At 33.1% G+C, this 23,885-nt stretch carries 26 protein-coding genes; 15 read left to right on the top strand and 11 right to left on the bottom strand.

Annotated features, from left to right (window positions below):
- Positions 1-32: 32 nt before the first annotated feature.
- The gene (locus RH81_RS00480; RefSeq protein WP_033956089.1) at positions 33-1,103 is read right to left on the bottom strand and encodes a branched-chain amino acid aminotransferase; all 1,071 of its coding nucleotides are present in this window, start codon (positions 1,101-1,103) and stop codon (positions 33-35) included.
- A gap of 118 nt (positions 1,104-1,221) precedes the next feature.
- Between RH81_RS00480 and RH81_RS00475 the strand changes: the two genes are divergently transcribed.
- The 4 genes from RH81_RS00475 to RH81_RS00460 are packed head-to-tail and all read left to right on the top strand — an operon-like array spanning position 1,222 to position 3,858.
- Entirely contained in the window at positions 1,222-1,758 is a 537-nt protein-coding gene (locus tag RH81_RS00475; RefSeq protein WP_033956086.1) for a DUF4920 domain-containing protein, read from the top strand.
- On the top strand, positions 1,758-2,213 hold the full coding sequence (locus RH81_RS00470) for a hypothetical protein (protein WP_033956083.1): 456 nt from the start codon (positions 1,758-1,760) through the stop codon (positions 2,211-2,213). The genes RH81_RS00475 and RH81_RS00470 overlap by 1 nt, the downstream gene beginning before the upstream one ends.
- Before the next feature lie 5 nt (positions 2,214-2,218).
- On the top strand, positions 2,219-2,896 hold the full coding sequence (mnmC2, locus tag RH81_RS00465; protein ID WP_033956079.1) for a tRNA (5-methylaminomethyl-2-thiouridine)(34)-methyltransferase MnmC2: 678 nt from the start codon (positions 2,219-2,221) through the stop codon (positions 2,894-2,896).
- Positions 2,897-2,949: 53 nt separating this feature from the next.
- A complete protein-coding gene (locus RH81_RS00460) occupies positions 2,950-3,858 on the top strand; it encodes a TIGR01777 family oxidoreductase (protein WP_033956071.1) in 909 nt (302 codons plus the stop codon).
- Between the two features lie 57 nt (positions 3,859-3,915).
- Here the strand turns inward: RH81_RS00460 and RH81_RS00455 are convergent, their stop codons facing one another.
- A complete protein-coding gene (locus RH81_RS00455) occupies positions 3,916-4,590 on the bottom strand; it encodes a YceI family protein (protein ID WP_033956070.1) in 675 nt (224 codons plus the stop codon).
- Positions 4,591-4,746: 156 nt separating this feature from the next.
- On the opposite strand from RH81_RS00455, the gene RH81_RS00450 reads away from it, so the two are divergent.
- From RH81_RS00450 to RH81_RS00400, 11 genes are all read left to right on the top strand, one after another.
- Positions 4,747-5,283, top strand: a complete 537-nt coding sequence (locus RH81_RS00450; RefSeq protein ID WP_033956064.1) for a nucleotide exchange factor GrpE — start codon at positions 4,747-4,749, stop codon at positions 5,281-5,283.
- Between the two features lie 51 nt (positions 5,284-5,334).
- A complete protein-coding gene (gene dnaJ, locus RH81_RS00445; RefSeq protein ID WP_033956062.1) occupies positions 5,335-6,471 on the top strand; it encodes a molecular chaperone DnaJ in 1,137 nt (378 codons plus the stop codon).
- A gap of 275 nt (positions 6,472-6,746) precedes the next feature.
- A complete protein-coding gene (locus tag RH81_RS00440; RefSeq protein ID WP_033956059.1) occupies positions 6,747-7,673 on the top strand; it encodes an ABC transporter ATP-binding protein in 927 nt (308 codons plus the stop codon).
- Between the two features lies 1 nt (position 7,674).
- Complete coding sequence (locus RH81_RS00435) at positions 7,675-8,988, top strand: ABC transporter permease (protein WP_033956056.1); 1,314 nt, start codon at positions 7,675-7,677, stop codon at positions 8,986-8,988.
- Between the two features lie 2 nt (positions 8,989-8,990).
- Positions 8,991-9,872: a mechanosensitive ion channel family protein gene (locus RH81_RS00430; RefSeq protein ID WP_033956053.1), complete on the top strand. Its 882-nt coding sequence runs from the start codon at positions 8,991-8,993 to the stop codon at positions 9,870-9,872.
- 43 nt (positions 9,873-9,915) lie between these two features.
- Complete coding sequence (locus RH81_RS00425) at positions 9,916-10,800, top strand: DUF6268 family outer membrane beta-barrel protein (RefSeq protein ID WP_241478939.1); 885 nt, start codon at positions 9,916-9,918, stop codon at positions 10,798-10,800.
- A gap of 2 nt (positions 10,801-10,802) precedes the next feature.
- Positions 10,803-11,966 carry a sigma-54-dependent transcriptional regulator gene (locus tag RH81_RS00420; RefSeq protein WP_033956049.1) on the top strand — a complete coding sequence of 388 codons (1,164 nt, stop codon included), beginning with the start codon at positions 10,803-10,805 and terminating at the stop codon, positions 11,964-11,966.
- Between the two features lie 6 nt (positions 11,967-11,972).
- Positions 11,973-12,851 (top strand): PPK2 family polyphosphate kinase, encoded by an 879-nt coding sequence (locus tag RH81_RS00415; RefSeq protein ID WP_033956047.1) that lies wholly within the window; start codon positions 11,973-11,975, stop codon positions 12,849-12,851.
- 71 nt (positions 12,852-12,922) lie between these two features.
- Positions 12,923-14,326, top strand: coding sequence for a M20/M25/M40 family metallo-hydrolase (locus RH81_RS00410; RefSeq protein WP_033956045.1), 1,404 nt, complete (start codon positions 12,923-12,925; stop codon positions 14,324-14,326).
- Positions 14,327-14,412: 86 nt separating this feature from the next.
- Positions 14,413-14,661, top strand: coding sequence for a hypothetical protein (locus tag RH81_RS00405; RefSeq protein ID WP_052172344.1), 249 nt, complete (start codon positions 14,413-14,415; stop codon positions 14,659-14,661).
- A gap of 1 nt (position 14,662) precedes the next feature.
- On the top strand, positions 14,663-15,235 hold the full coding sequence (locus RH81_RS00400; RefSeq protein ID WP_052172343.1) for a hypothetical protein: 573 nt from the start codon (positions 14,663-14,665) through the stop codon (positions 15,233-15,235).
- 12 nt (positions 15,236-15,247) lie between these two features.
- On the opposite strand, the gene RH81_RS17285 is transcribed toward RH81_RS00400, so the two are convergent.
- The 9 genes from RH81_RS17285 to RH81_RS00360 form a co-directional block, all read right to left on the bottom strand.
- Complete coding sequence (locus RH81_RS17285) at positions 15,248-15,376, bottom strand: hypothetical protein (RefSeq protein ID WP_277619901.1); 129 nt, start codon at positions 15,374-15,376, stop codon at positions 15,248-15,250.
- Positions 15,377-15,447: 71 nt separating this feature from the next.
- On the bottom strand, positions 15,448-15,828 hold the full coding sequence (locus RH81_RS00395; RefSeq protein ID WP_033956041.1) for a cupin domain-containing protein: 381 nt from the start codon (positions 15,826-15,828) through the stop codon (positions 15,448-15,450).
- A 15-nt stretch (positions 15,829-15,843) separates the two neighbouring features.
- A complete protein-coding gene (locus RH81_RS00390; RefSeq protein WP_033956038.1) occupies positions 15,844-16,179 on the bottom strand; it encodes a hypothetical protein in 336 nt (111 codons plus the stop codon).
- Positions 16,180-16,243: 64 nt separating this feature from the next.
- Positions 16,244-17,512: a DUF418 domain-containing protein gene (locus RH81_RS00385; RefSeq protein ID WP_033956034.1), complete on the bottom strand. Its 1,269-nt coding sequence runs from the start codon at positions 17,510-17,512 to the stop codon at positions 16,244-16,246.
- A 25-nt stretch (positions 17,513-17,537) separates the two neighbouring features.
- Positions 17,538-18,953, bottom strand: a complete 1,416-nt coding sequence (locus RH81_RS00380; protein WP_033956029.1) for an MBOAT family O-acyltransferase — start codon at positions 18,951-18,953, stop codon at positions 17,538-17,540.
- Between the two features lie 2 nt (positions 18,954-18,955).
- The gene (locus RH81_RS00375; RefSeq protein ID WP_033956026.1) at positions 18,956-19,996 is read right to left on the bottom strand and encodes a hypothetical protein; all 1,041 of its coding nucleotides are present in this window, start codon (positions 19,994-19,996) and stop codon (positions 18,956-18,958) included.
- Positions 19,997-20,030: 34 nt separating this feature from the next.
- Positions 20,031-21,428, bottom strand: coding sequence for a short-chain fatty acid transporter (locus tag RH81_RS00370; RefSeq protein WP_033956022.1), 1,398 nt, complete (start codon positions 21,426-21,428; stop codon positions 20,031-20,033).
- Between the two features lie 22 nt (positions 21,429-21,450).
- Positions 21,451-22,506 (bottom strand): proline iminopeptidase-family hydrolase, encoded by a 1,056-nt coding sequence (locus RH81_RS00365; RefSeq protein WP_033956014.1) that lies wholly within the window; start codon positions 22,504-22,506, stop codon positions 21,451-21,453.
- A 17-nt stretch (positions 22,507-22,523) separates the two neighbouring features.
- The gene (locus RH81_RS00360; RefSeq protein ID WP_033956011.1) at positions 22,524-23,882 is read right to left on the bottom strand and encodes an MFS transporter; all 1,359 of its coding nucleotides are present in this window, start codon (positions 23,880-23,882) and stop codon (positions 22,524-22,526) included.
- Between the last annotated feature and the right edge of the window lie 3 nt (positions 23,883-23,885).

The raw sequence follows: 23,885 nt of genomic DNA, 5'->3' as shown, positions 1-23,885 counted from the left end.
AAAAGAAGCCAATTGGCTTCTTTTTAGTTTTATTAGATTTCGTATCTCCAGCCATTTTTATCTTCAGCCAAGTTATGCTGTATATTTAGCATTTTTTCTTTTAGAATGTGAGAATAAGAGTTCTCATTTATTTCTGGAAGATTATAAACAGTATCTTGATATTCAAAAGCAGAAATCGGACTTATAACTGCAGCAGTTCCAGCTCCGAAAATTTCTTTTAATGTTCCGTTTTTAGATGCTTCAACAATTTCATCAACCTTGATAGCTCTTACGTCACATTTCATATTGTTGTCTTCACATAATTGTATTAGACTTTTACGAGTAACTCCATCCAAAATACGATCACTAGTAGGAGCCGTAATTAAGGTGTCACCAATTCTAAAAAACACATTCATAGTTCCTGCTTCCTCTAAAAAAGTATGTGTATCAGCATCAGTCCAAATCACTTGCTGAAATCCTTTCGCTTGTGCTAGACTTGTTGGGTAAAATTGTGCGGCATAGTTTCCAGCTGCTTTTGCAAATCCAACTCCTCCATTAGCTGATCGACTGTATTGTTCTGCAATTAGAACTTTTACAGTGCCTTTATAATATGCTTTTGCTGGAGAGCAAATAATCATGAATCTATAGTTCTTAGAAGGTGCTGCAGCAATTGCAGAATCAGTTGCTATAACAAATGGTCTAATATATAATGAATTTCCTTTTCCACCTTTTACCCAAGCTTTATCAAGATTCAATAGCGTCGTAAGGCCTTCAAAAAAGTATGCTTCTGGGAACTCTGGAATCGCTAAACGTTTTGCTGATTTATTAATACGAGCAAAGTTCTCGTCAGGTCTAAACAAAAATACATCTCCATCATCATCTTTATAGGCTTTCATTCCTTCAAAGACTGCTTGTCCATAATGAAATACACGAGCGGAAGGATCAATAGTCATTGGACCATAAGGCTCAATTTTAGGCTGTTGCCATTCACCATCAATAAAGTCACAGTAAAACATATGATCTGTAAACACACGACCAAATGTAAGATTGTCAAAATCTACATCGTGAATCTTAGAGGTTTGAGCTTTTACTATATCGATTTCGTGAGTTGAAACTTGAGTCATATTTTTCTTTAAATTAGATTATGCAAAATTAGTCATTTCAGCCTTATAAATGCATAAAATTTAGCTAAAAAATATGTACCTTTGTAACTCAAATATTTATTTAAAAATCACACCTATTATGAAACGTATTTTTTTACTATTAGTGCTTGTTACCTTTGTTTTTTCTTGTAAAAATGAAAACAAGCAAACCGAAGAAAATTTAGATATCGCTCAAGATATCGCTCAAGATATTTCTAAAGAGCAAGATATTTCTTACAGCTCTTTCGGAAAAGAAATTAATGATGCTGATGCACTTTCAGCAAAACGAATGGCAACTCATTTTGAAAGTATGACTATGGGAGACTCTATTGATACTAAAATGATTGCAAAAGTAGATGAGGTTTGTCAAGCAAAAGGATGCTGGATGAAAGTAGATCTAGAAAATGGAGAACAAGTAATGGTGAAGTTTAAAGATTATGGTTTTTTCATGCCTAAGGATATTGCTGGGAAGGAAGTTGTATTAAACGGTAAAGCTTTTGTAAATGAAGTTCCTGTTGATGAACAACGTCATTATGCTGAAGATGCAGGGAAATCTGCTGAAGAGATTGCTAAAATCACTGAGCCTAAAAAGACATTTTCATTTGTTGCAGATGGTGTTTTATTAAAAGAGGAATAATGCTAAAACGAGTTAGTTACATATTTGCAATTGCCTTAGTCTTTAGTTGTAATTCTTCTGAAAAAGTAGAAAAAATTGAAAAAAAGGTGACTATTGTTGATGGTACAGAGCGTTATGATGTATATCAAGGTTCTGAAATGGCTAATTTAATGCGAGGTATGCATGCCTTTAACTTACAGCTTAAAAAAGAAGTTGAAAGCGGAAAGATAACGACCGAATTTCCAGAAGCGTTTTTAAAGATTCATTCAGCCGAATTTTCGGAATCTAAATCTAGAAACCAAACATTTGATCATTATTCTGGTAAGTTTATTGAAGCTCAGAAATTAGTATTTACTGAGGATTCTAATGTAGCGCTTTCCGAACGTTATAATAATGCAATTAACTTATGTGTGTCTTGTCATCAAACTGAATGCACAGGACCAATTCCTAAGATTAAAAAATTACTAATTAAATAAGAATATTGCAACGCAAAATAATCACCACAGCAGACGGTTCTAAAACAATTCAAATTGAAGAGTGGAACGAACAATATCATTCTGTTCATGGTGCAATACAAGAAGCAAATCATGTCTATATAAAACATGGTTTGCTTTTTTTTAATTCTGAAATGATTCAAGATTCAGAGAACAAAATTTCAATTTTAGAAATTGGATTTGGCACTGGATTAAATGCCATTCTTACCTTATTAAATTCAGAACAACTCAAACTAGAAATTGACTATTTTGGAGTTGAAGCTTATCCCATTTCTTCTGAAGAATTAGAACAATTAAATTATACTGAAGCTTTAGAAATTAAAAACAATTCTTTTGATGCCATTCATAAGTCTGATTGGGAAACGTCACATAATATTACTAAACAATTTAGGCTGACTAAACAGCAAAAGTTTTTTGATGAAATAACCGATGATAATTGTTATGATGTTATTTATTTTGATGCTTTTGGAGCTCGAGTGCAACCAGAATTATGGACAGAAGCTATATTCAGAAAAATGTATAACGCCTTAAGACCAAATGGTGTTTTAGTTACGTATTCCGCTAAAGGAAGTGTGAAACGCGCGTTAAGGGCTGTTGGTTTTGAAATTAAACGCTTAGAAGGTCCTCCAGGAAAGCGACATATGCTTAGAGCTATTAAACGTTAAACCATTCATAATAATTAGTTCCTGCATTAGAGTTTAATTAATTTTGTCATGGTATGAAAACAGTATTAATAACAGGCGCTACAGGATTAATCGGACAAGAAATTGTTAAAGTTTGTCATGATAATAACTGGCTAGTTCACTACTTGACAACTTCAAGAAATAAATTATCATCTCAGGATAATTATATAGGTTTCTATTGGAATCCAGACACTAAAGAAATTGACAAATCGTGTTTTGATGGTGTTGATACCATAATAAATTTAGTTGGAGCTTCTATTTCAAAACGATGGACGAGCAGTCATAAAAATAAAATTCTTTCGAGCAGAACAGAAACTGTTCAGCTGCTTTATGATACTATTAAATCCAATAATTTTCCAATAAAACATATTATTTCGGCAAGTGCTATTGGAATATATCCAAGTTCTCAAACCAATTATTACGAAGAAGATTTTGAAAATATTTCCGATTCGTTTTTAGGACAGGTAGTTGAAAAGTGGGAAGAAGCTGTTAATCAGTTTTCTTCGTTAGGAATTAAGGTTTCAAAAATTAGAATTGGTTTGGTGCTTTCTGAAAAAGGAGGTGCATTGCCAGAAATAGCAAAACCTATTCGAATAGCTGCTGGAGCGGCTTTTGGAGACGGTCAACAATGGCAATCTTGGATACATATTGAAGATTTAGCTCAACTCTTCATGTATCTAGCAGAAAATCGATTAGAAGGTGTCTACAATGGAGTAGCTCCTAATCCTACAAGTAATAGTGAACTTACTAAAGTGGTTGCTAAAGTATTAGAAAAACCTCTTATTTTGCCTAACATACCTAAGTTAGCTATGAAGTTGATTTTAGGCGAAATGCATATTTTATTATTCGAAAGTCAACGTGTGAGCTCACAGAAAATTGAAGAAGCTGGCTTTGATTTTAAACACCATCATTTAGAACCTGCCATAGAAGATTTACTAGGATAATAAAAAAGCCACTCTTTTTTAAGAATGGCCTTTACATTTGTGTTATATACTTCTAATCTAAGCTTTTTTAGCCTTGATTTTGATTTTTAGTTCAATGTCATCATTAATGAATTTATCTCCTAAACCTTCAAAGATAGATTTAGAACCGTAATTCACATTCCATTTTGTTCTATCAATGGTAAAAGGCTCACTTTCTAATGTTATTTGGTCACCTTCATTTGTAATGTTTACAGGAAATGAAATGTTATGTTTTTGACCTTTTATAGCTAAATTACCTGATAATCTTGTTTTTCCTGCGGCTAAAGATTCAGTGCTAGTAATCTCAAATGCAGCAGAAGGGAATTTTTTTACATAAAAGAAATGATTTTCTTTTCCTTCAACAGTTCCTTTTAAATGTGCTTCAAGATCTTCTTTTCCATCACCAGCTTCCAAGTCTGTTACAGTAATAGAATTCATGTCTATTAAAAATGAACCGCTTTGTAATTTACCATCATCAGTTTTAAAAACACCGCTATCAAGGTTAATTGTACCATTGTGAGTTCCTGTTGGCTTAAAGCCTTTCCACTCAATAGTAGATTCAGAAACGTTCACAGTGAATTTTTCAGAAGTACTTTCACTAATGGCAGCAGCTTCAGCATCGCTTGTGTTAGCTTCTTCAGCTTTATCCTTACATCCAACAACTGAAAGAACGAATACGAGTGTTAATGCAATATGCATTGTTTTGTTAAACATTTAAAATAGTTTTAGTGTTATTATTAAATCAAAAATAATAATTTCTGAAGACACATCAAGGGATTAAATTTTTTTGATGACATTTTGACATTTTAATAATAATGGCAGTACTTTTGCCAGTCTTAAATCGAAGATTTATAAAAAAGACCAAATACAATGGGTAAAAAAGATAAAAACGAAGATATAAAGGATTTAGAAGTAAACGAAACTTCTAATCAAGATACGCAAGTAGAAGAAGTTTCAGTTGAAGAGCAATTAACCGAAGAATTAGCAAAAGAAAAAGATAAGTTTTTACGTCTTTTTGCGGAGTTTGAAAATTATAAGAGACGGACTTCAAAAGAACGTATAGATTTATTTAAAACAGCAAGTGAAGATGTCATGTTGGCAATGCTTCCTGTATTAGATGACTTTGAGCGTGCATTGGCACATATTGAAGATGATAAAGAAGCTGAAGAACTTAGAAAAGGTGTGCTTTTAATTTATAACAAGCTATTGACAACACTTAATCAAAAAGGCTTAGAAAAAGTTGAAGCCAATGCAGGAGATGTGTTTGATGCAGATATTCATGAGGCTATAACTCAAATTCCAGCACCAACCGATGACCTTAAGGGTAAAATTGTAGATGTTGTTGAAAAAGGATATAAGCTAGGAGAAAAAGTGATTCGTTTCCCAAAAGTGGTTATTGGACAATAAAATATTAATTTAAAAAAGACCTGTTTTTATCTTAAAAACAGGTGGATTGACATGGCAAAAAGAGATTATTACGAGATATTAGGTATTGATAAAAACGCATCTGCTGCTGAAATTAAAAAGGCTTATCGTAAGATGGCTATTAAATTTCATCCAGATAAAAATCCTGATGATAAGGCTGCAGAAGCAAAATTCAAGGAAGCAGCAGAAGCCTATGAAATATTGAGTAATGCAGATAAAAAAGCAAAATACGATCAGTTTGGTCATCAAGCTTTTGATGGAGCAGGTGGCTTTGGTGGTGGTGGAAATATGAATATGGATGACATATTCAGTCAATTTGGAGATATTTTCGGTGGCGCTTTTGGAGGCGGAGGCGGAGGAGGCTTCTCTGGTTTTGGTGGTGGATTTGGTGGAGGACAAAGACGCGTAAAAGGAAGTAATCTTCGTATTCGTGTTACACTTACTCTAGATGAAATTGCCAATGGTGTTGAAAAGAAAATCAAAGTAAAACGAAAAATTCAAGCACCTGGAACTACGTATAAAACATGTAGTACATGTAATGGTGCAGGCCAAGTTACAAGAGTTACTAATACCATTTTAGGACGAATGCAAACGGCAGCTGCTTGTCCAACTTGTGGTGGCGCTGGACAAAGTATAGATAAAAAGCCAAGTGATGCAGATGGTCAGGGACTTAAGGTTCAAGAAGAAACTGTATCTGTGAAAATTCCAGCAGGAGTTGTTGATGGCATGCAATTGAAAGTTACAGGAAAAGGTAATGAAGCACCTGGAAATGGAATATCTGGAGATTTATTGGTCGTTATAGAAGAAAAGGAGCATGAGACACTTAAGCGTGAAGGAGATAATTTACATTATGACCTTTATATAAGCCTTCCTGATGCTGTTTTAGGTACTTCAAAAGAGATTGATACGGTTACAGGTAAAGTCAGAATTAAAGTAGAAGCTGGTGTGCAATCAGGTAAAATTTTACGATTACGCAAAAAAGGAATTCCAAGCATTAATGGTTATGGTACTGGAGATCTATTAGTGCATGTTAATGTATGGACACCAAAAACCTTAAATAAGCAACAAAAAGAATTTTTTGAAAGTATGAAAAACGATGAACACTTCAATCCTAAACCCGAGAGTAGTGATAAATCTTTTTTTGAAAAAGTTAAAGATATGTTTTCATAAAAATCAGTTTTTTAATAAAAAACACTATATTTGAATATCACTAATTCATTTTAGTGGTAATTTTTCTTTTTCATAGCAATTTTTTCCCATCCTTAATTTATTAAGGGTGGGTTTTGTTTTTTAAGTCGTTTCTAACGAGTTGTTTAGTTACTTGATTTAATTTGCTAATTTGTTATATTTTAGTGATAAAGTTAAAATTTAGTACCATAAGTACTTAATTCATGTTAACATCTTTATCTTTGACGTTACGAAATTTAATTTTTCAATTTTAACATATGAATGACCTCTTAGTTGCTGATTCAGTATCTAAAAACTTCGGAGATTTTAGAGCATTAAATGCTGTTTCTGTTTCAGTACCCAAAGGAAGTATTTTTGGTTTATTAGGACCAAATGGTGCTGGTAAAACAACTCTTATTCGCATCATCAATCAAATTACAATGCCAGACACTGGTCAAGTGTTGTTAGATGGTGAGCCTTTAAAGCCTGAAGACATTCGGAATATTGGTTATTTACCTGAAGAGCGTGGCTTATACAAGTCTATGAAAGTAGGTGAGCAAGTTTTGTATTTGGCACAACTTAAAGGTTTGACAAAACAAGAAGCGAAAAAACGCTTAAAATATTGGTTCGAAAAGTTAGAAATTGGAGATTGGTGGAACAAAAAAATCCAAGAACTCAGTAAAGGTCAAGCGCAAAAAATTCAATTCATTGTGACGGTTTTACATCAGCCAAAACTTTTGATTTTTGACGAACCTTTTTCTGGTTTTGATCCTATCAACGCTAATTTGATAAAAGATGAAATTCTTCAGTTAAGAGATGAAGGTGCTACCGTTATTTTCTCTACCCATCGAATGGAATCTGTGGAAGAGCTTTGCGATCATATAGCTTTAATTCATAAGTCAAATAAAGTCTTAGATGGTAAGTTAACTGACATTAAACGTCAATATAAAACGAATACATTTGAGGTAGGTCTTCAGACCGATAGTATTGAACGTGTTTCAAATGAAATCAAAGAAAAATTTGAAGTTTTGCCTGCTACATTTAGGAATTTAAATGATGATGTTAAGATGAATATTAAACTAGATGCTAACGATTCTTCAAACGACTTATTATCATTTTTAACTTCTAAAGCAGAAGTGCATCACTTTGTTGAAGTGATACCTAGTGCAAGCGATATTTTTATTCAAACTGTCAAAAACAATTAAGATGAATCATTTGCCACTTATTATAAAAAGAGAATACCTAACTAAGGTCAAAAACAAATCGTTCATTGTCATGACGTTTGTGAGCCCTTTAATTATGGTTGCTTTAATTGCTGTTGTTGCTTATTTGTCTCAACTTAATAATGATAAAGATCGAAGTATTTCAGTATTGGATGAGACTGGAGTTTTAAGTGAAGTCTTTGTTAGTACAGAACATACCACTTATACTATTTTAACCACTGAAAGCCTAGAAACGGCAAAAGAATTGGTGAAATCGAAAGAAGATTTTGGATTATTATACATTGAAAAAAGCATTGATTTAACTAATGTATTGCCTAGAGTGAAGTTTTATTCTGACGAATCGCCTTCGCTATCAATAATGTCAAGTCTTGAAGAAAAAATAGAAAAGAAATTATCAGATACTAGGTTGTTTAATGACGGTGTGGATATTGAAAAAATTGAAGCTTCAAAATCTAATATTACCATTGCACAAGAAACCTTTACAGGTGAAAAAACGTCTAAAATTGACAGCTATTTAAAACTGGCATTTGGTGGTGCAGCAGGATACCTCTTGTTCATGTTTATTATCATCTACGGAAACATGATTATGAGAAGTGTCATTGAAGAGAAGACTAGTAGGATAATTGAGATTATAATATCTTCAGTTAAACCAATTCAGTTGATGATGGGTAAAATTATAGGAACCTCTCTCGCTGGTATTACGCAGTTTACCATTTGGGTGATCTTAGGAGGTATTTTAACGTTAGTATTGTCTGCAATTTTCGGTATAAGCTTATCAGAGCTGCAGTCACCTCAACAAGATATAATTAGTGAGGCTATGAAAAACCCTGAAATTGCTCAAGAAGTGCAATTGGGATTACAATCATTTTTTAATTTGCCTATAGGCAATCTGGTTATTGCTTTTCTATTCTTTTTTATTGGTGGTTACTTTTTGTATAGTTCATTGTATGCTGCAGTAGGTGCTGCCGTTGATAATGAAACCGATACTCAACAATTTATGATGCCAATTTTAATGCCATTAATTTTGGCGGTTTATGTTGGTATTTTTACGGTAATTGAAGATCCTCATGGAACAGTTTCTACAGTATTTTCATTTATTCCATTTACATCTCCAGTAGTGATGTTGATGCGAATACCATTTGGTGTCCCAATTTGGCAACAAGTATTGTCATTCTTAATTTTGGTTGGTACATTTGTGTTTACAGTTTGGTTTGCGGCAAAAATCTATCGTGTTGGTATTTTGATGTACGGAAAAAAACCTACTTATAAAGAATTATTTAAATGGATTAAGTATTAATTGTGGTTCAAAATTTATCTGAAATAGAAGACAAAATTGCAGAAAGTACTGCTTGGGAAAAAACAAAAGATTTCCTCAATTTGCATTTAGATATTTCTGATAAAATAAGTATATCGATTTTGGATATATTAATAGTGATTACTGCGATATTTATAACTACAATTATTTTAAGACTTGTTCTTAAAGCATTCACAAGAAATTTACCAAAGGAAGATAAAGGGAAATTTAATGTAGTATTTGGCTACTTTAAATGGCTTATTTACCTTGTGATTTTACTTACAACACTCCATACTGTAGGAGTAGATGTAACGGCAATTTTTGCGGCATCTGCAGCATTACTTATCGGAATTGGTTTAGCGCTTCAAACCTTATTTCAGGATATTATTTCTGGTATTTTTATTCTTGTAGATCAGTCTGTACATGTTGGTGATATCATTGAACTTGATGGCAAAGTAGGTCGCGTTGTAGAAATCAAACTCCGTACGACTAGAGCAGTTACTATTGATAATAAAGTATTGGTAATTCCTAACCATTTGTATTTAGAGAATAGCTTGTACAATTGGACACAAAACGGAACGATAACAAGAGAAAGCGTCTCTGTAGGTGTCGCTTATGGTAGCGATGTTCAACTAGTAAAGAAGTTGTTGTTGCAAGCAGCCAGTACACATCCTGATGTGTTAAGTAGTCCTGAAGCAGTCGTTATTTTTACTAATTTTGGAGAAAGTTCATTAGACTTCAAATTGATTTTCACTATCGATGATAGTTTTAAAGCTGTTTTTCAAAAAAGTGATATTAGATTCGAAATCGATAAATTATTTAGAGAAAACAATGTGACAATTCCGTTTCCTCAAAGAGATATTCATATCAGACAACAATCGGAATAATGTATTTATTCCTTAATTTTAAAAAGCAATTCTAATTAAATTTATGCTTGAAAAGTTTCGATACGTTTTTATAGTTATTACAATTTGTTTGTTCTCTAATACTGTATTAGCGCAACTTACAGATATAGTGCGACTAGAGTATTCGTTTATACCTAAAAGTAAATCTGAAGATCAATACACGAGACTTCGTGCAGCTTTTAACTATCCAATAGAAATAAAAGAAGATTGCTATCTAGTAATTGGAGCAGAGTACAACAATATCATTCTAAATTTAAATGATGAGTATCCTTTTGATAATTCACTATTGGAATCCCTAAATATTATAGATTTAAATATTGGTTACACTTTTAAAACAAGTGAAGATTGGCGCATTGGTCTTAATTTTAACCCTAGAATTGCATCTACATTGGTATCTGCAATTACGTCTGAAGATATCTTTTTTAATGGAGGTTTATTTGTTATTAATGACAAAACGAAAGATCAAGAATTGAAACGACCTTACCGTTTAATTTTGGGTTTGACATATAACGCTACTACAGGTGTTCCCTTTCCGTTGCCTTTTATAATTTACTATAGACGCGTTAATGAAAATTGGTCGTATTCTGCAGGTGTACCAAAATCTAATGTCAAATATTTTTTCAACGAAAAACATATGGTTCAAACCTTTGTAAGTTTAGATGGTTATTATGCTAACTTACAGAGGGAACTTATTATAGAAGGCAAACAAGTAGATAACATTTCATTATCTGTAGTAGTAGGTGGTATTGGCTACGAGTATTTATTAACAAAACATATAGTGGCATTTGCTTATACTGGTTATACATTTCGATTAAATAATGTCTTACGAGATAAAAATAGAGATGAAGTTTTTAGATTAGATGATTTAAATTCATTTTATTTAAGAACAGGAATTAAATTTAAAATATAAATATGTCAAAGATTTTAGTAATAGAAGATGAAGCGGCAATTCGAAGAGTATTAATAAAAATACTGTCTGAAGAGAGTGATAGTTACCAAGTTGAAGAAGCTGAAGATGGTCTTGTTGGTATTGAAAAAATAAAGAAGGAGGATTACGATTTAGTACTCTGTGATATAAAAATGCCAAAGATGGATGGTGTTGAAGTTTTAGAGGCCGTCAAAAAAATTAAGCCAGAAATTCCTATGGTCATGATATCTGGACATGGAGATCTTGATACAGCAGTAAACACAATGCGATTAGGAGCTTTTGATTACATTTCTAAACCACCAGATTTAAATAGATTACTCAATACAGTTCGTATTGCATTAGATACAAAAACACTTGTTGTTGAGAATAAAATGCTCAAAAAGAAAGTCAGCAAGAAATATGAGATGATAGGTGATAGTGATGCTATTTCACATATCAAAGATATGATTGAAAAGGTGTCAGCAACCGATGCCAGAGTTCTAATTACTGGACCAAATGGAACTGGTAAAGAACTTGTTGCGCATTGGTTACATCAAAAAAGTGCTCGTTGTAAAGGTCCATTAATTGAAGTGAATTGTGCTGCAATTCCTGCTGAGTTGATTGAAAGTGAATTGTTTGGTCATGTAAAAGGTGCTTTTACAAGTGCTGTTAAGGATAGAGCTGGTAAGTTTGAAGCTGCAAATTCAGGAACTATTTTTTTAGATGAAATTGGAGACATGAGTCTTTCTGCTCAAGCCAAAGTATTAAGAGCTTTGCAGGAAAATAAAATACAACGTGTAGGTAACGATAGAGATATCAAGGTTGATGTTCGTGTAGTTGCTGCTACAAATAAAGATTTGAAAAAGGAAATCGCAGAAGGCAGGTTTAGAGAAGATTTATACCATAGGTTGGCCGTAATTCTTATTAAAGTGCCTGCTTTAAATGAAAGACGTGAAGACATTCCATTATTGATTAATCATTTTACGTCTAAAATTGCTGAAGAACAAGGAAACATTAAAAAGGAGTTTTCAAATAAAGCAATTAAATTACTTCAAGATTATGACTGGACTGGTAACATTCGTGAATTACGTAATGTTGTTGAGCGACTTATAATCCTTGGAGGAACCGAAGTAAGTGAAAAGGATGTGAATATGTTCGCATCAAAATAAGTGATTATGAAAGATATTAATGTTAACGATTTCAAGGTTACTGAAAACATTCAGTTGAGCAAGGTACCAACAACTTTTGATTTGCAAGCAGATAAGAAAATTATTGAAAATGAATTGGAAGATGTTCGAGAAAAGCTTGGTGATTTTCAAAATACAATCTATGCTCATGGTAAATATGCCATTCTAATTTGTATTCAAGGAATGGATACTGCTGGTAAAGACAGCATGATTAGAGAAGTGTTTAAAGATTTTAATACCAGAGGAATTGTTGTCCATAGTTTCAAAGTTCCTACAGAACAAGAACTCAATCACGATTACTTATGGAGACATTATATTGCACTTCCTGCACGAGGAAAATTCGGTGTTTTTAATAGAACACATTATGAAAATGTATTAGTGACTCGAGTACATCCAGGTTATATTTTAGGTGAAAATTTACCGGATGTAAATTCTATAGAAGACATAAACGATGAATTTTGGAATAAGCGTTTTAATCAAATCAATGAATTTGAAAATCATATAGCTCAAAATGGGACTATTATTTTTAAATTTTTCCTTCACTTATCTAAAGATGAGCAAAAAAATCGTTTACTACGTCGTCTTGAAAAACCAAGTAAAAATTGGAAATTCTCTCCAGGCGATTTAAAAGAGCGTAAACTTTGGGATGACTACCAAACATGTTATGAAGATGCAATAAATAGAACTTCTAAAACGCATGCACCATGGTTTGCAATTCCTGCAGACGATAAACCAACGGCTAGATATATCGTTGCCAAAATTTTATACGATACACTTATCCAATATAAGGACATCGTTGAACCAGAGCTTAATGATAAAATCAAAGCTAATCTTGATGATTACATAAAAGAACTCGAGAGTGAGTAGTTTTTTATGATTTCTTTATAAATCGTCAGTTTTTTAAATAGTATATTTAGCTTCGATAAAAAAAGCCCTTTATGAAGCGAATAATTCTATTACTTTCTATTGTAATTACATTTCAAATTTCAGCACAAACTGATGCTGAAAACCTTAAAAAAGTTTATGATAATTCTTTAGAGAATGGAATGAGCTATCAATGGTTAGATCATTTATCTAATCAAATTGGTGGACGACTTTCAGGGTCTTTAAATGCTGAAAGAGCAGTTCAATACACAAAAGAAGAGTTTGAGAAACTAGGCTTAGATAAAGTTTGGTTACAACCTGTTATGGTGCCTCGTTGGATTAGAGGAGCACCTGAGTTTGCATATATAGAAACCTCACCAGGAAAAACAACTAGTATTAATATTTGTGCGCTTGGAGGATCAATTTCAACACCTGTTGGAGGCGTTAAAGCGAATATCATCGAAGTTGCTACATATAAAGATTTAGAGGCTATAGGAGAAGCTGAGATTAAAGGAAAAATAGTATTCATTAACAAACCATTGCAAGCTAATTTGATTAATACTTTTGAAGCTTATAGTGGTTGTTCAGGAGAGCGTTATTCTGGCGCTAAAGAAGCCGCGAAATATGGAGCTCTTGGAGTTATTGTTCGTTCATTGAATTTAAGATTAGATGATTATCCACATACTGGAAGCATGAGTTATGGTGATTTGCCAAATTCACAACGTATTCCTTCTGCAGCAATAAGTACTAACGATGCGGAATTGTTAAGCGGAATTCTGGCTCTTGATAAGAACATTAAATTATATTTTAGTCAGAATTGTAAACAATTGAAAGATGTACAATCATATAATGTGATTGGTGAAATTACAGGAAGTGAGTTTCCAAATGAAATTATTGTAGTTGGAGGTCATTTGGATTCTTGGGATTTAGGTGATGGTTCTCACGATGATGGAGCAGGAGTAGTGCAATCAATGGATGTACTTCGTTTATTGAAAGAAAGCGGCATTCGTCCGAAGAGAACTATTCGAGCTGTTTTATTTATGAATGAAGAAAATGGTTTACGTGGTGGTAAAAAGTATGCAGAAGTGGCTAAAAACAAAGGAGAGAATCACATATTTGCTTTAGAGAGTGATTCTGGTGGATTTACACCAAGAGGTTTTAGTTTTCAATCTAGCGAAGCGATGTTGGCTAAAGTGCAAAGCTGGAGATCGTTATTTAAACCTTATTTAATTCATTATTTTGAAGCAGGTTATAGTGGAGCGGATATTGGCCCATTAAAAAATGATAATATTGTTTTAGCTGGTTTACGTCCAGATTCTCAACGTTATTTTGATCATCATCATGCTGCTAACGATACTTTCGAGCATGTTAATAAGCGCGAATTAGAACTTGGTGCTGCATCTATGACTGCATTGATTTACCTTATTGACAAATATGGAACGGATACCATAAATAATAATACCGAACTAAAAAATTAATTTTTTTTTAAGATGTATAAAGAAAGGCTAGAGATTTATGACCAGTTGTAGATAAATGCTCTTGTTTTAAACGAAAAGGTAAAACAATGCCTTATACGTCTGCTAGCGGTTACATGTATTCATTATTGAATAAAGATGCCGAATTGGGTTTTAGATTTTCAAAAGCTGTTCAAGAGAAATATATTAATGAATTCAATTCTTCTTTGTATAAATCCTATGGAGCAATAATGAAAGGCTATGTTTTAATACCTGACAGTATGTTAACCGATTTGGATAGATTGGCTAAATTATTAACTGAAAGTTATGATTATGTTATAACATTAGAACCAAAATAAAATGAAATATTTTACACTTATTCTTGCGCTATTAAGTTCATCGGTTTTTCAAGCACAAACCGACGAAGAACAACTTCCTTATTATGAAGTTCCAGAATATTCAGAGACATTTACAGCTGGAACTGTTGCAGCAAGACTGGTCGATGGACTGGGATTCAGATTTTATTGGGCAAGTGAAGGTTTATCAGATAAAGATTTAGAGTATAAACCAAATGAAGACGTGCGGTCAACAGCTGAAACCATTGATCATATTTTAGATTTATCGTATATTATTGTTAATTCTACCCTTAAGAAAGCCAATGGAAAGGTTGATAAAACGGAGATGACTTATGCGAAAAAACGAGAACAAGCTTTAATGAATCTTAAAACTGCTGCAGATATTTTAAGAAGCAGTGGCGATATTTCGCAGTTCAAAATTATTTTTGGTGAGCGAGAAATTCCATTTTGGAATCAAATTAATGGGCCAATTGCTGATGCAATTTGGCATTGTGGACAAATAGCATCTTTCAGAAGAACTTCAGGGAATCCAATAAATCCAAATATTAGTCATTTTAACGGAACTGTAAAAGAGTAATTTAAGTATTGACTATTTGTCGTTATTATTGTCTTCATCTTTAGTTTCTTTTTTCATTTTGATATAGCCAGTCACCAAGCGAATACCCAATCTTGCAAAAAGAATAATGGCAATTACCATTACAATGTTAAATCCATTCATATCATCAATATTGAATACTGTGATAAATTTATAAAATTGGATTCAGCTATAAGTAGTTTTAACAAGAATTATTATTTGGGCTCAACTATTAAAAAAACAGCAGTACTATCTCCAATATTTAGGACTTCGTGCCAATCGACTTTGTCATTATAAAAGGAATATCCTGTTGGTATAGTAACCTCTCTAGTTCCTGTAGTGTCTTTAATTCTGAAAGTGCTTCCAGCCAAAGTATAACCAAAATGTGATTTATGGTAATGACGTTCATGACCAACACCAGGAGGAAAGGTACATTTAAGCGTTCTCACTTTGTCATTGTCTTCTATGACTTCACAAACGACTTCGTTATTCCATCCAGCTTCAAGAGGATCTGGAAGTTTTTGGTTGTCAATGCAAGCTGTTAAACACAAGGTGACAGATATTGTGATTACTAGTTTATTGAAGAATTTAATCATAGTTTTAAAAGATACCTAGTACATAATGTTATCTAAAATGCGATTTAGATTTTGCTCCATCATTTTGAATTTTCCATCACTAAAAAATATGTCGTGCGCTTCTTGACGAAATTTGGCAAGTTCCATATTATTATAATCATGTTGATGAATATTATCATCTATTTTTTCGAAATGATCTTCTTCGCTATCATTATTATACTCTTCATATATCTTTTCAAAGGTTTTGATATCTACTTTAGATTTAATCATTCTAATTTCTAATTCAGTTTCTTCAGCGTCAGAGTTAGCGCAAAGAAGTAGGATATAAATTTGAAGCTCTAGCTTGGTCCAATGGTCACTTTTTGATGTCATAGTCTTTATTTTAGTGGGTTAAAGTAGTTGTTATTATTAAAGTTTAATCTAATTACGGTTAAATTTAATCATTGTTTTGTTTTCTGATTTTCAAATATTTGCCATATGTTAATTGTCTCCAAATCCATTCAAATGGACCAAATCTAAAATGTTTAAGCCATAATTTACTCATTAAAATTTGGAATAAAAAGATTAAAATAGCAATAGTCATAATTACCGTGAAGCCGAATTTTCCTGTGAAACCAAAACCAATTCCGTAGAAAATTGTTACCGAAATAAAGGTTTGAAATATGTAGTTGCTTAATGCTAGTTTACCAACAGGAGCAAAGACAGCAAAAGCAGATGGCTTTTTAAAATATAGCAAGGCAAGTAGAGCAGAAATCCCCATAGCAAGAGGGACAGTTCCTAATGCATATGAAACGATTTTAGATAATTTCCAGTAATCTTCTGGACCACCATAAAATTCTATATAAGTTCTAAGGATACTTATAGGTAAACCAATGAGAATTCCCCAAAGTGCAATCTTCTTTAGACGTTTTGTGTTGTTCAATAAGTCATGATTCAAGACCTTTCGTCCTGCCCAAATTCCGATTAAGAAGATACCCAAAACTTTAAAAATTCTACCTTCTCTTAAAATAGCTCCTGTTCTAATGAAGGTGTTTCCAATATTCATTTTAAAATAATCCAATATACTCTCATTAGTTTGAAAGCTTTGAAAATCAGCAAATGGAATTCCATTTCGATCTATAGTTGGTAGACCGAAATGTTGGTAGTAATCACCACTTGTGATGAAGAAAAATCGATAATAATTGAGCTCTGTAAAATAGACAAATAACCAATGGACAATTGGAAACAAAATTAAGAAGGCTGCAACGATTAAGAGGTTTTTATCTGAAAGCTTAATAAAGTAAATTAACGTAAATCCAAGTAAAGCATACAAGGTTAAAATATCTCCAATCCAAAACAGACATAAATGAATCAAACCAATGATTAATAACCAAAACATACGTCGTCTAAAAAATGGAGCAAATGGTTTATTGTGACTTTTTAAATTATTGTATTGTATGACACAGCCAATACCAAATAATAAAGAAAATATAGAATAGAACTTTCCGTCCACTAGAGTATACATTATAAAGTCTAAAATTTCATCTGTAAACAAGAGAGTTTCTGGAATTCTTCCTTCATCAGGAAAGAAATAAAAGCCTGAAAACACTGGGATATTGGCACTAAAAATAAAGAAAATGGCAATACCTCTAAGTACATCAAGAAACTGAATACGATCACTTTTTTGAATGGGAAGCATGTTATTTTGTTTGCTTTTTACGTCCATAATATGTTATTTATACTGTATGTTTTTAAAATTGAAAATAGATAAACTGTTCACTACTGCCTTGAGCAATTGCGATTAAGAATAACATTATTGCCCAAACTATTCCTAAAACTAAAGGGGATATTTTTTGCGACACTTCTTTCATTGATGTATTTCTCATGATCCAATGACATATAAATAAGATACTTGTAAGTATTAAAACTTTAATAATATCAAAGTCATGAAGAATTTTTGCACCTTCAGGATTCATAAAGAGCATAGAGCTTATCATGTTTTTTGCTGTTGAAAATTCTCTAGCTCTAAAAAATACCCAAGTAAAGTTGACAAGTGTATAGGTTAGAAGAGCTAATAATATTCCATTAAATGCATTGATTTTAACATTGATCTTTTGTTTGAGTAAGCGTTCAATAACTAAGTAAGTGCCATGAAGTGCTCCCCAAATTACAAATGTCCAAGCAGCTCCATGCCATAAACCACCTAGTAACATGGTAAGCATAAGAGCAACATACATTCTTGTAATGCCATTTTTGTTTCCACCTAAAGGGATGTATAAATAATCTCTTAACCATGTAGACAAAGATATATGCCAACGTTTCCATAAATCTGAAAACCCTATTGAGGCATAAGGATACCTAAAATTGTCTGGTAGAATTATACCAAGCATTAATGCAATACCAATTGCACAAGTTGAATAACCTGCGAAATCAAAAAATATTTGTCCAGAAAAGGCCAGTGTGCCTGTCCAAGCATCTAAGCTATGAAGTAGATCTTTAGATCCAAAAACCTCATCTGACACATCTGCTAACATGGTATCTGCTAAAACAACTTTTTGAAATAGTCCAATAGTCAAAAGAAAAGTTCCCCAAATAAATTGCTGTGAAGTGGCTTTTTTTTCTTCATAAAACTGAGTGATTAAATCTTTGGCTCTCACAATAGGACCAGCTACCAACTGAGGAAAGAACGTGACGTACAAAGCAAAATCTAAAAATGTACGAGCAGGTTTAATCTTTTTATTGTACATGTCTATGGTATAAGACATGGTTTGAAACGTATAAAAGGAAATTCCCATAGGAAGAATAATATCCATTGGCTTAGGCTCATATGCTAATCCTAAAGCATTCATTCCTAAAGTAAAGTTCTCTAATAGGAAATTACCATATTTAAAAAAAGCAAGAAAACCAAGATTAACGAACATGCTCAAAAGGAGCCACATTTTGCGTTTTTTCTTATTGGTTTCAATAGCTAGTTTATTGCCAGCTGTCCAATCCACAATAGTAGAAATCCATAGTAGAATAACCAAAGGTGGATTCCAAAGGCCATAAAAAACATAACTCGCAAGAAGCAACATCCTTTTTTTACCAGTCCATTTTAAAAGTTTTGAATAATAAAGTGCCAAAACAATAACTAAAAACACTACGAAACTTAAAGAGTTGAATAACATAATTAGTTAGTTTTAGAGTTAGATAAAGCACCATCGGCTTTCATTATTTTTACTAGCTCTGTAGTAAAAAACCGAGCGTCTGTTGCAGATAAATGAGATAACTCTGGACATTCTAAATCTTTGAGCTGATCGTAATCCTCATAATAATAAGCATTTGCCTTAGTAGCTTTTACAAGTGGATCCCATAAATCGGCTCGTGACAAAAACTTGTCTTCACCTTCTTTTATCCAACCACTGGAAGGACAACGAACCAAAATTAAATTGCCACCTCTTTCCATGAATTTTTTTGCATCTGCAACAAAGAAATTAGTTGTAGCCTCTTTTTCGGGAGGGTTTTTGTTACCCATGATTACAAATTTCCATGCTGCTTTTATTGAATTAGCAAAAGCTGTGTCTGTTGCCGTTTTTTCGCTCATTGGATTGTTTCTGTCTTGTCCTATATAGGCGAACGTATTAAATGGAGGATATTGAGGTTTTCCAGTTCTGTCTCCTGAATTAAAATTATTCAATAAAGATTTTAAATCGATATCGTCTGACCAACCTTCTTCACTTGTAGAAACCAGTACTAGGTTTTTTTGTAGAGGTAGAGACAGCCAATGATTAAGTCGTTGTGCGTAAGTCCTATCTTCAAAATAATCCACTCTACTTTGTGCTCGTTTCCAAGGACCAGCTTTAGGAAATGTAGTTGAGAAAAATAGACCAGGAGTCACACCAACCAAAACAGTGCCTTTAAAATCTGTATTATTTACAATATCATGAAAAATAGGAAGAGGTGAAGCTCCAGCAGATGCCAATTGTATTGGTCTAACTCCAGTTTCATTTTCCCATTGGTCTAATTGAATATCAAAGAGAACTCGAGATGATCCCATTAAGATGACACCATCTTCAGACAATGTTTCTGCTTTAGCCCTTTGTACAGCCCAAAGGTCTTTGTTGTCGTCTAAATCTGGTAATTTATTCTGTGCTCTCCAATACATTTCCCAAGCTCCTAAACTCAGGAGACTTAAGATTAATGCAATGAGCATTGATTGTTTTAGATTCATTTTTGGTGGTTTTTGGCTGGTTTATTTCTTGATTTTATAATGGCATCCAAGTCACTAATATGGATTGTATGATAAAGAACACAATAAATGGAGCAACGAGATAACCCATCACATCTCTCGCTTGGATTTTAATACCAGTTCCCATAATCGGAAATACAAGCAATAAATAAAAGGGTTGTAATACATTAGAAAGGCTTTCTCCATAGGCAATAGATAAAGAAGCTCTTGATATCATTGCTGTAACCTCGTTGTCTGGTAAACCTTCACCAATCACTTTAACAGCATTGATAATACTTGGACCTACAACTGCAAATTCGCCACCTGCAGATGGGATAGCGAAATTGATTAGACCTCCAGTAATATATGCGAAAAAGGGATACGTCTCTATGGTAGCAACAGAGGCAAGGATTTCTGCCAATTTCTCGCCTAAACCTGTGTAAAGCATGATACCCATAATACCAGCGTAAAAAGGATACTGATATAGAATTCCAGAAACATTGCTACTGGAGCGTTTCATAGCAATCACATAGCGCATTGGTGTTTTATGTAGTGCCAATCCAGTAATCAAGAAAATGAAAATCATGATATTAAAATTCAATTGAAAACCGTTGGTATAAAAATGATAGATGATATAAGTCAATCCCATCAACACAATACAAATAAGAAGTACGACACCATTATTCAATTTGTCGGAAACTGACTTGTATGATAAGTTCAGACTAAAAGCTTCTTCTTTTATGGAAAGTTCTTTTTTAACCGCTTTATCTTCCAGCATATCCTCAAGTTGTTTGATGTTCTTCGTTTTCGGAATTAGAAAAACAATCATTAAGGGTGCGAATAAAACGTAGAGCGTCATCATTGCAAAGTTTAGTCCAGAACCCAGTGTGAGCGAGGTTGGAATAATATCTGTTAAGATTCTAGCTTCGATTAAATAATTATTCTCTGTACCTAATAGTAGCGGAATAGAACTCGAAAGACCAGTGACCCAACTTCCTCCGCTAAAATAAACGCAGGCGATTAAAAATGGGTAATTGACACCTTTAATTCTCATCGCCAATTCCCTTGCTAAAACGCAAGTAATAACAATCCATCCAAAACTAATGAGTGACAGCAAAGCACCAATCATTGCAACAAAAAAGTAAACCTGTCGTGGTGTTTTGATGTAGTTGGTTAATTTGTCAATACTTTGATTTACAACTGGTGACAATGCAATAGCAAATCCAGTGATGATAATCAATACAATTTGCATCCCAAACTCCAATAAAGAATAAAATCCGTCGTACCATCCTTTAATGATTTCCATTGGAGAAGCCTGTAACCAGATTAAGGCAATAAAGCCAGTGAAAATAGTTAGAAGCATAGCGAATACGAACGCATTCGGCATGTATTTTTCAAATAATCTTGTGGATTTCTCTCCGAATTTAGTAATCATGTTTGGCTGGTTTTTGAAAACTTTAGAGTGTCCCTTTGTCTACATCTTTTATGAATTTCATCAATCCATTCATGTATGTTTTTTGGTCATCGTATTGTGATAAATGGCTTCCGTTTGGACATAATAAAAATCGACCATTTTTAACTTCGGTAGACATCCACTCCATATACTTTGGATCCATTGTATCGTAAGTAGCTCCTATCATTAAGGTAGGGACTTCTAAAGTTTTTAGACGGTTTGAAACGTCCCAGCCTTTTAAACTAGCGTCACCAGTAACTCCAAATTCGCTGAAGCCTTGCATATAGATATAAATATTTGGGTTGAGGTGACCAAAGGCTCTAGTTACAGATTCTGGCCATTCATTTAATGGCATTCTTAAAACATGTTCGGTATAATAATGTTGCATAACGAGCTCTTCATACTTTGGATTGCTAAAATCTTCATTAGCTTCCATTGTTTTAATCTCTTTGTAGACTTCAGGAGGTAATTGTGGCCCTAAAACTTCAGCAGCATAGGCTTCATATTTAGGAATACTAGCCATCATGTTTGAAATAATTAAACCTTTTAAATTGTCCTGGTATTTCAATGCATATTCCATTGCTAAAATTCCTCCCCAAGATTGTCCGTAGAGATAGAAGTTATCCTTATCCATATCAAGCGCTTTTCTAACCTGCTCAACTTCTTCCACAAAATGTTCGGTTGTCCAAAGAGTAGAATCATTAGGTTTATCGCTGAAATGAGATTCTAGCTGATCATAAAACACATATTCAATTTCTTCATTAGGTAAATAACCATCAAAGCATTCGAAAAATTCATGAGTGCCTCCAGGACCTCCATGAAGCAGCAGCACTTTCATCTTTGGATTATTACCAACACGCTTGGTCCACACATTAAAAGTGCCTTTAGCGGTTGTTATAGGAACCATTTTTATGCCACCAGTAAATTGGTCTTCTTTATCAGAATAGTCTAAATAATTAGACTTCGAAGTTTCTGAAATCGATTCGGATTTAGGTTTTTGACAGTTCGTAAAAACTAACAAGAATATAGTTAAAACCGTGAATGCTAATTTATTTCTCATAATGGATTTGTATTATTTTAATCATCAATAACATGAGGTGTTACGAACGTATGGTCTAAAATTTTAAAGCTATCTACTTTCTCTTTATGGTTCTTAAAGTTAATGAATTGAACCATTATTCCCATTATTAATGCCATTATTGCTGCAGCTAGAAAGACATATTCCCAACTAAAACTTGTTTTTATAACTCCTACTAATGCAGATCCTGCAGCTCGTCCCATATTAGATATAGCCATATATAATGTAAATTGTGTAGCAGCAACGGTTTTCCAACATAGGTTCATTCCTGAAGCAAATACTGCAATACATAAAAATGTGTATAGTATATAGTAGACTAACATGAAGCCATAAACATATATATTATTTGTCCAGAAGGTTGTGGTAAAAGCAAATATTGTAATTACTACAGTCACCAGTCCTAAATAAAGGGTAAGCATTTTAAGTTTTCCAAAATAATCAACCATATAACCACCAATGAACATTCCAAAAAAACCAGCTATGATGTTAATTATTGAAAACACTTGAGAGAATGATGTATTTGTCCAGCCTAATTCTTGTATCGAAAATATTGGTAATACTGTGTCGATAAGACCATACATAATTCCAATAATGAAAGACGCAATACAAAAAATTAAACTTGAACGTAATTTAACAACTCTATACAAACTTTTTAAAATTTGTTTCCAGCTTCTTAACTGACTTTCTTTAGATTCAGCATTGGCTTCTCCATTAGACCAAGGCATGATTTTTTCACCTGGACGTTCTGTAAAATAAATAGGAACAATCATAATTAATGCAACAGCAATTGATAAAGAAGAAATCGCTAAGGAAAACCCGATACTATTAATGAGTGCAGTACCAACTATTAGAGAAACTGATGTTCCGATTATTTTTGTTCCCCACATTAGTCCATTAGCTCTTGCTTGCTCATCAATTGGAATGACATCAACAGCCATTCCATCAGTTGCGACATCTTGAAAAGCTCCAAAAAAACTAATTAAGAAACCTACAATCATTAAGCCTGAATTATTATTCAATGGATCTGGAACAAATCCGATACTCAAGAAACTTAGAATTAAACCTAATTGACCAAAAATCACCCAAGGTCGTTTTCTTCCCATGGATAGAATGGTAAAGCGATCCATTAATGGTGCAATCAATATTTTAAAACTCCAAGGAATTAAAATAACACCAATAAAAGCTGCTATCTCTACTGCTGATTTACCATTCATAGCTAACCAAGCAGGTAGCGCAAAAAATAAAATACCTTCAGGAATCCCTTGTGCGATATACAATGCTGAAAAAGAGAAATAACGAGATACAGCACTTCCAGTCAAGCTTCTAGTGAATATTAATTTATTTTTTAATGACTTCATCTA

The sequence above is a fragment of the Psychroserpens jangbogonensis genome, assembly GCF_000797465.1.
Lineage (GTDB): Bacteria > Bacteroidota > Bacteroidia > Flavobacteriales > Flavobacteriaceae > Psychroserpens > Psychroserpens jangbogonensis.
This window is presented reverse-complemented; position numbering and strand designations above follow the sequence as displayed.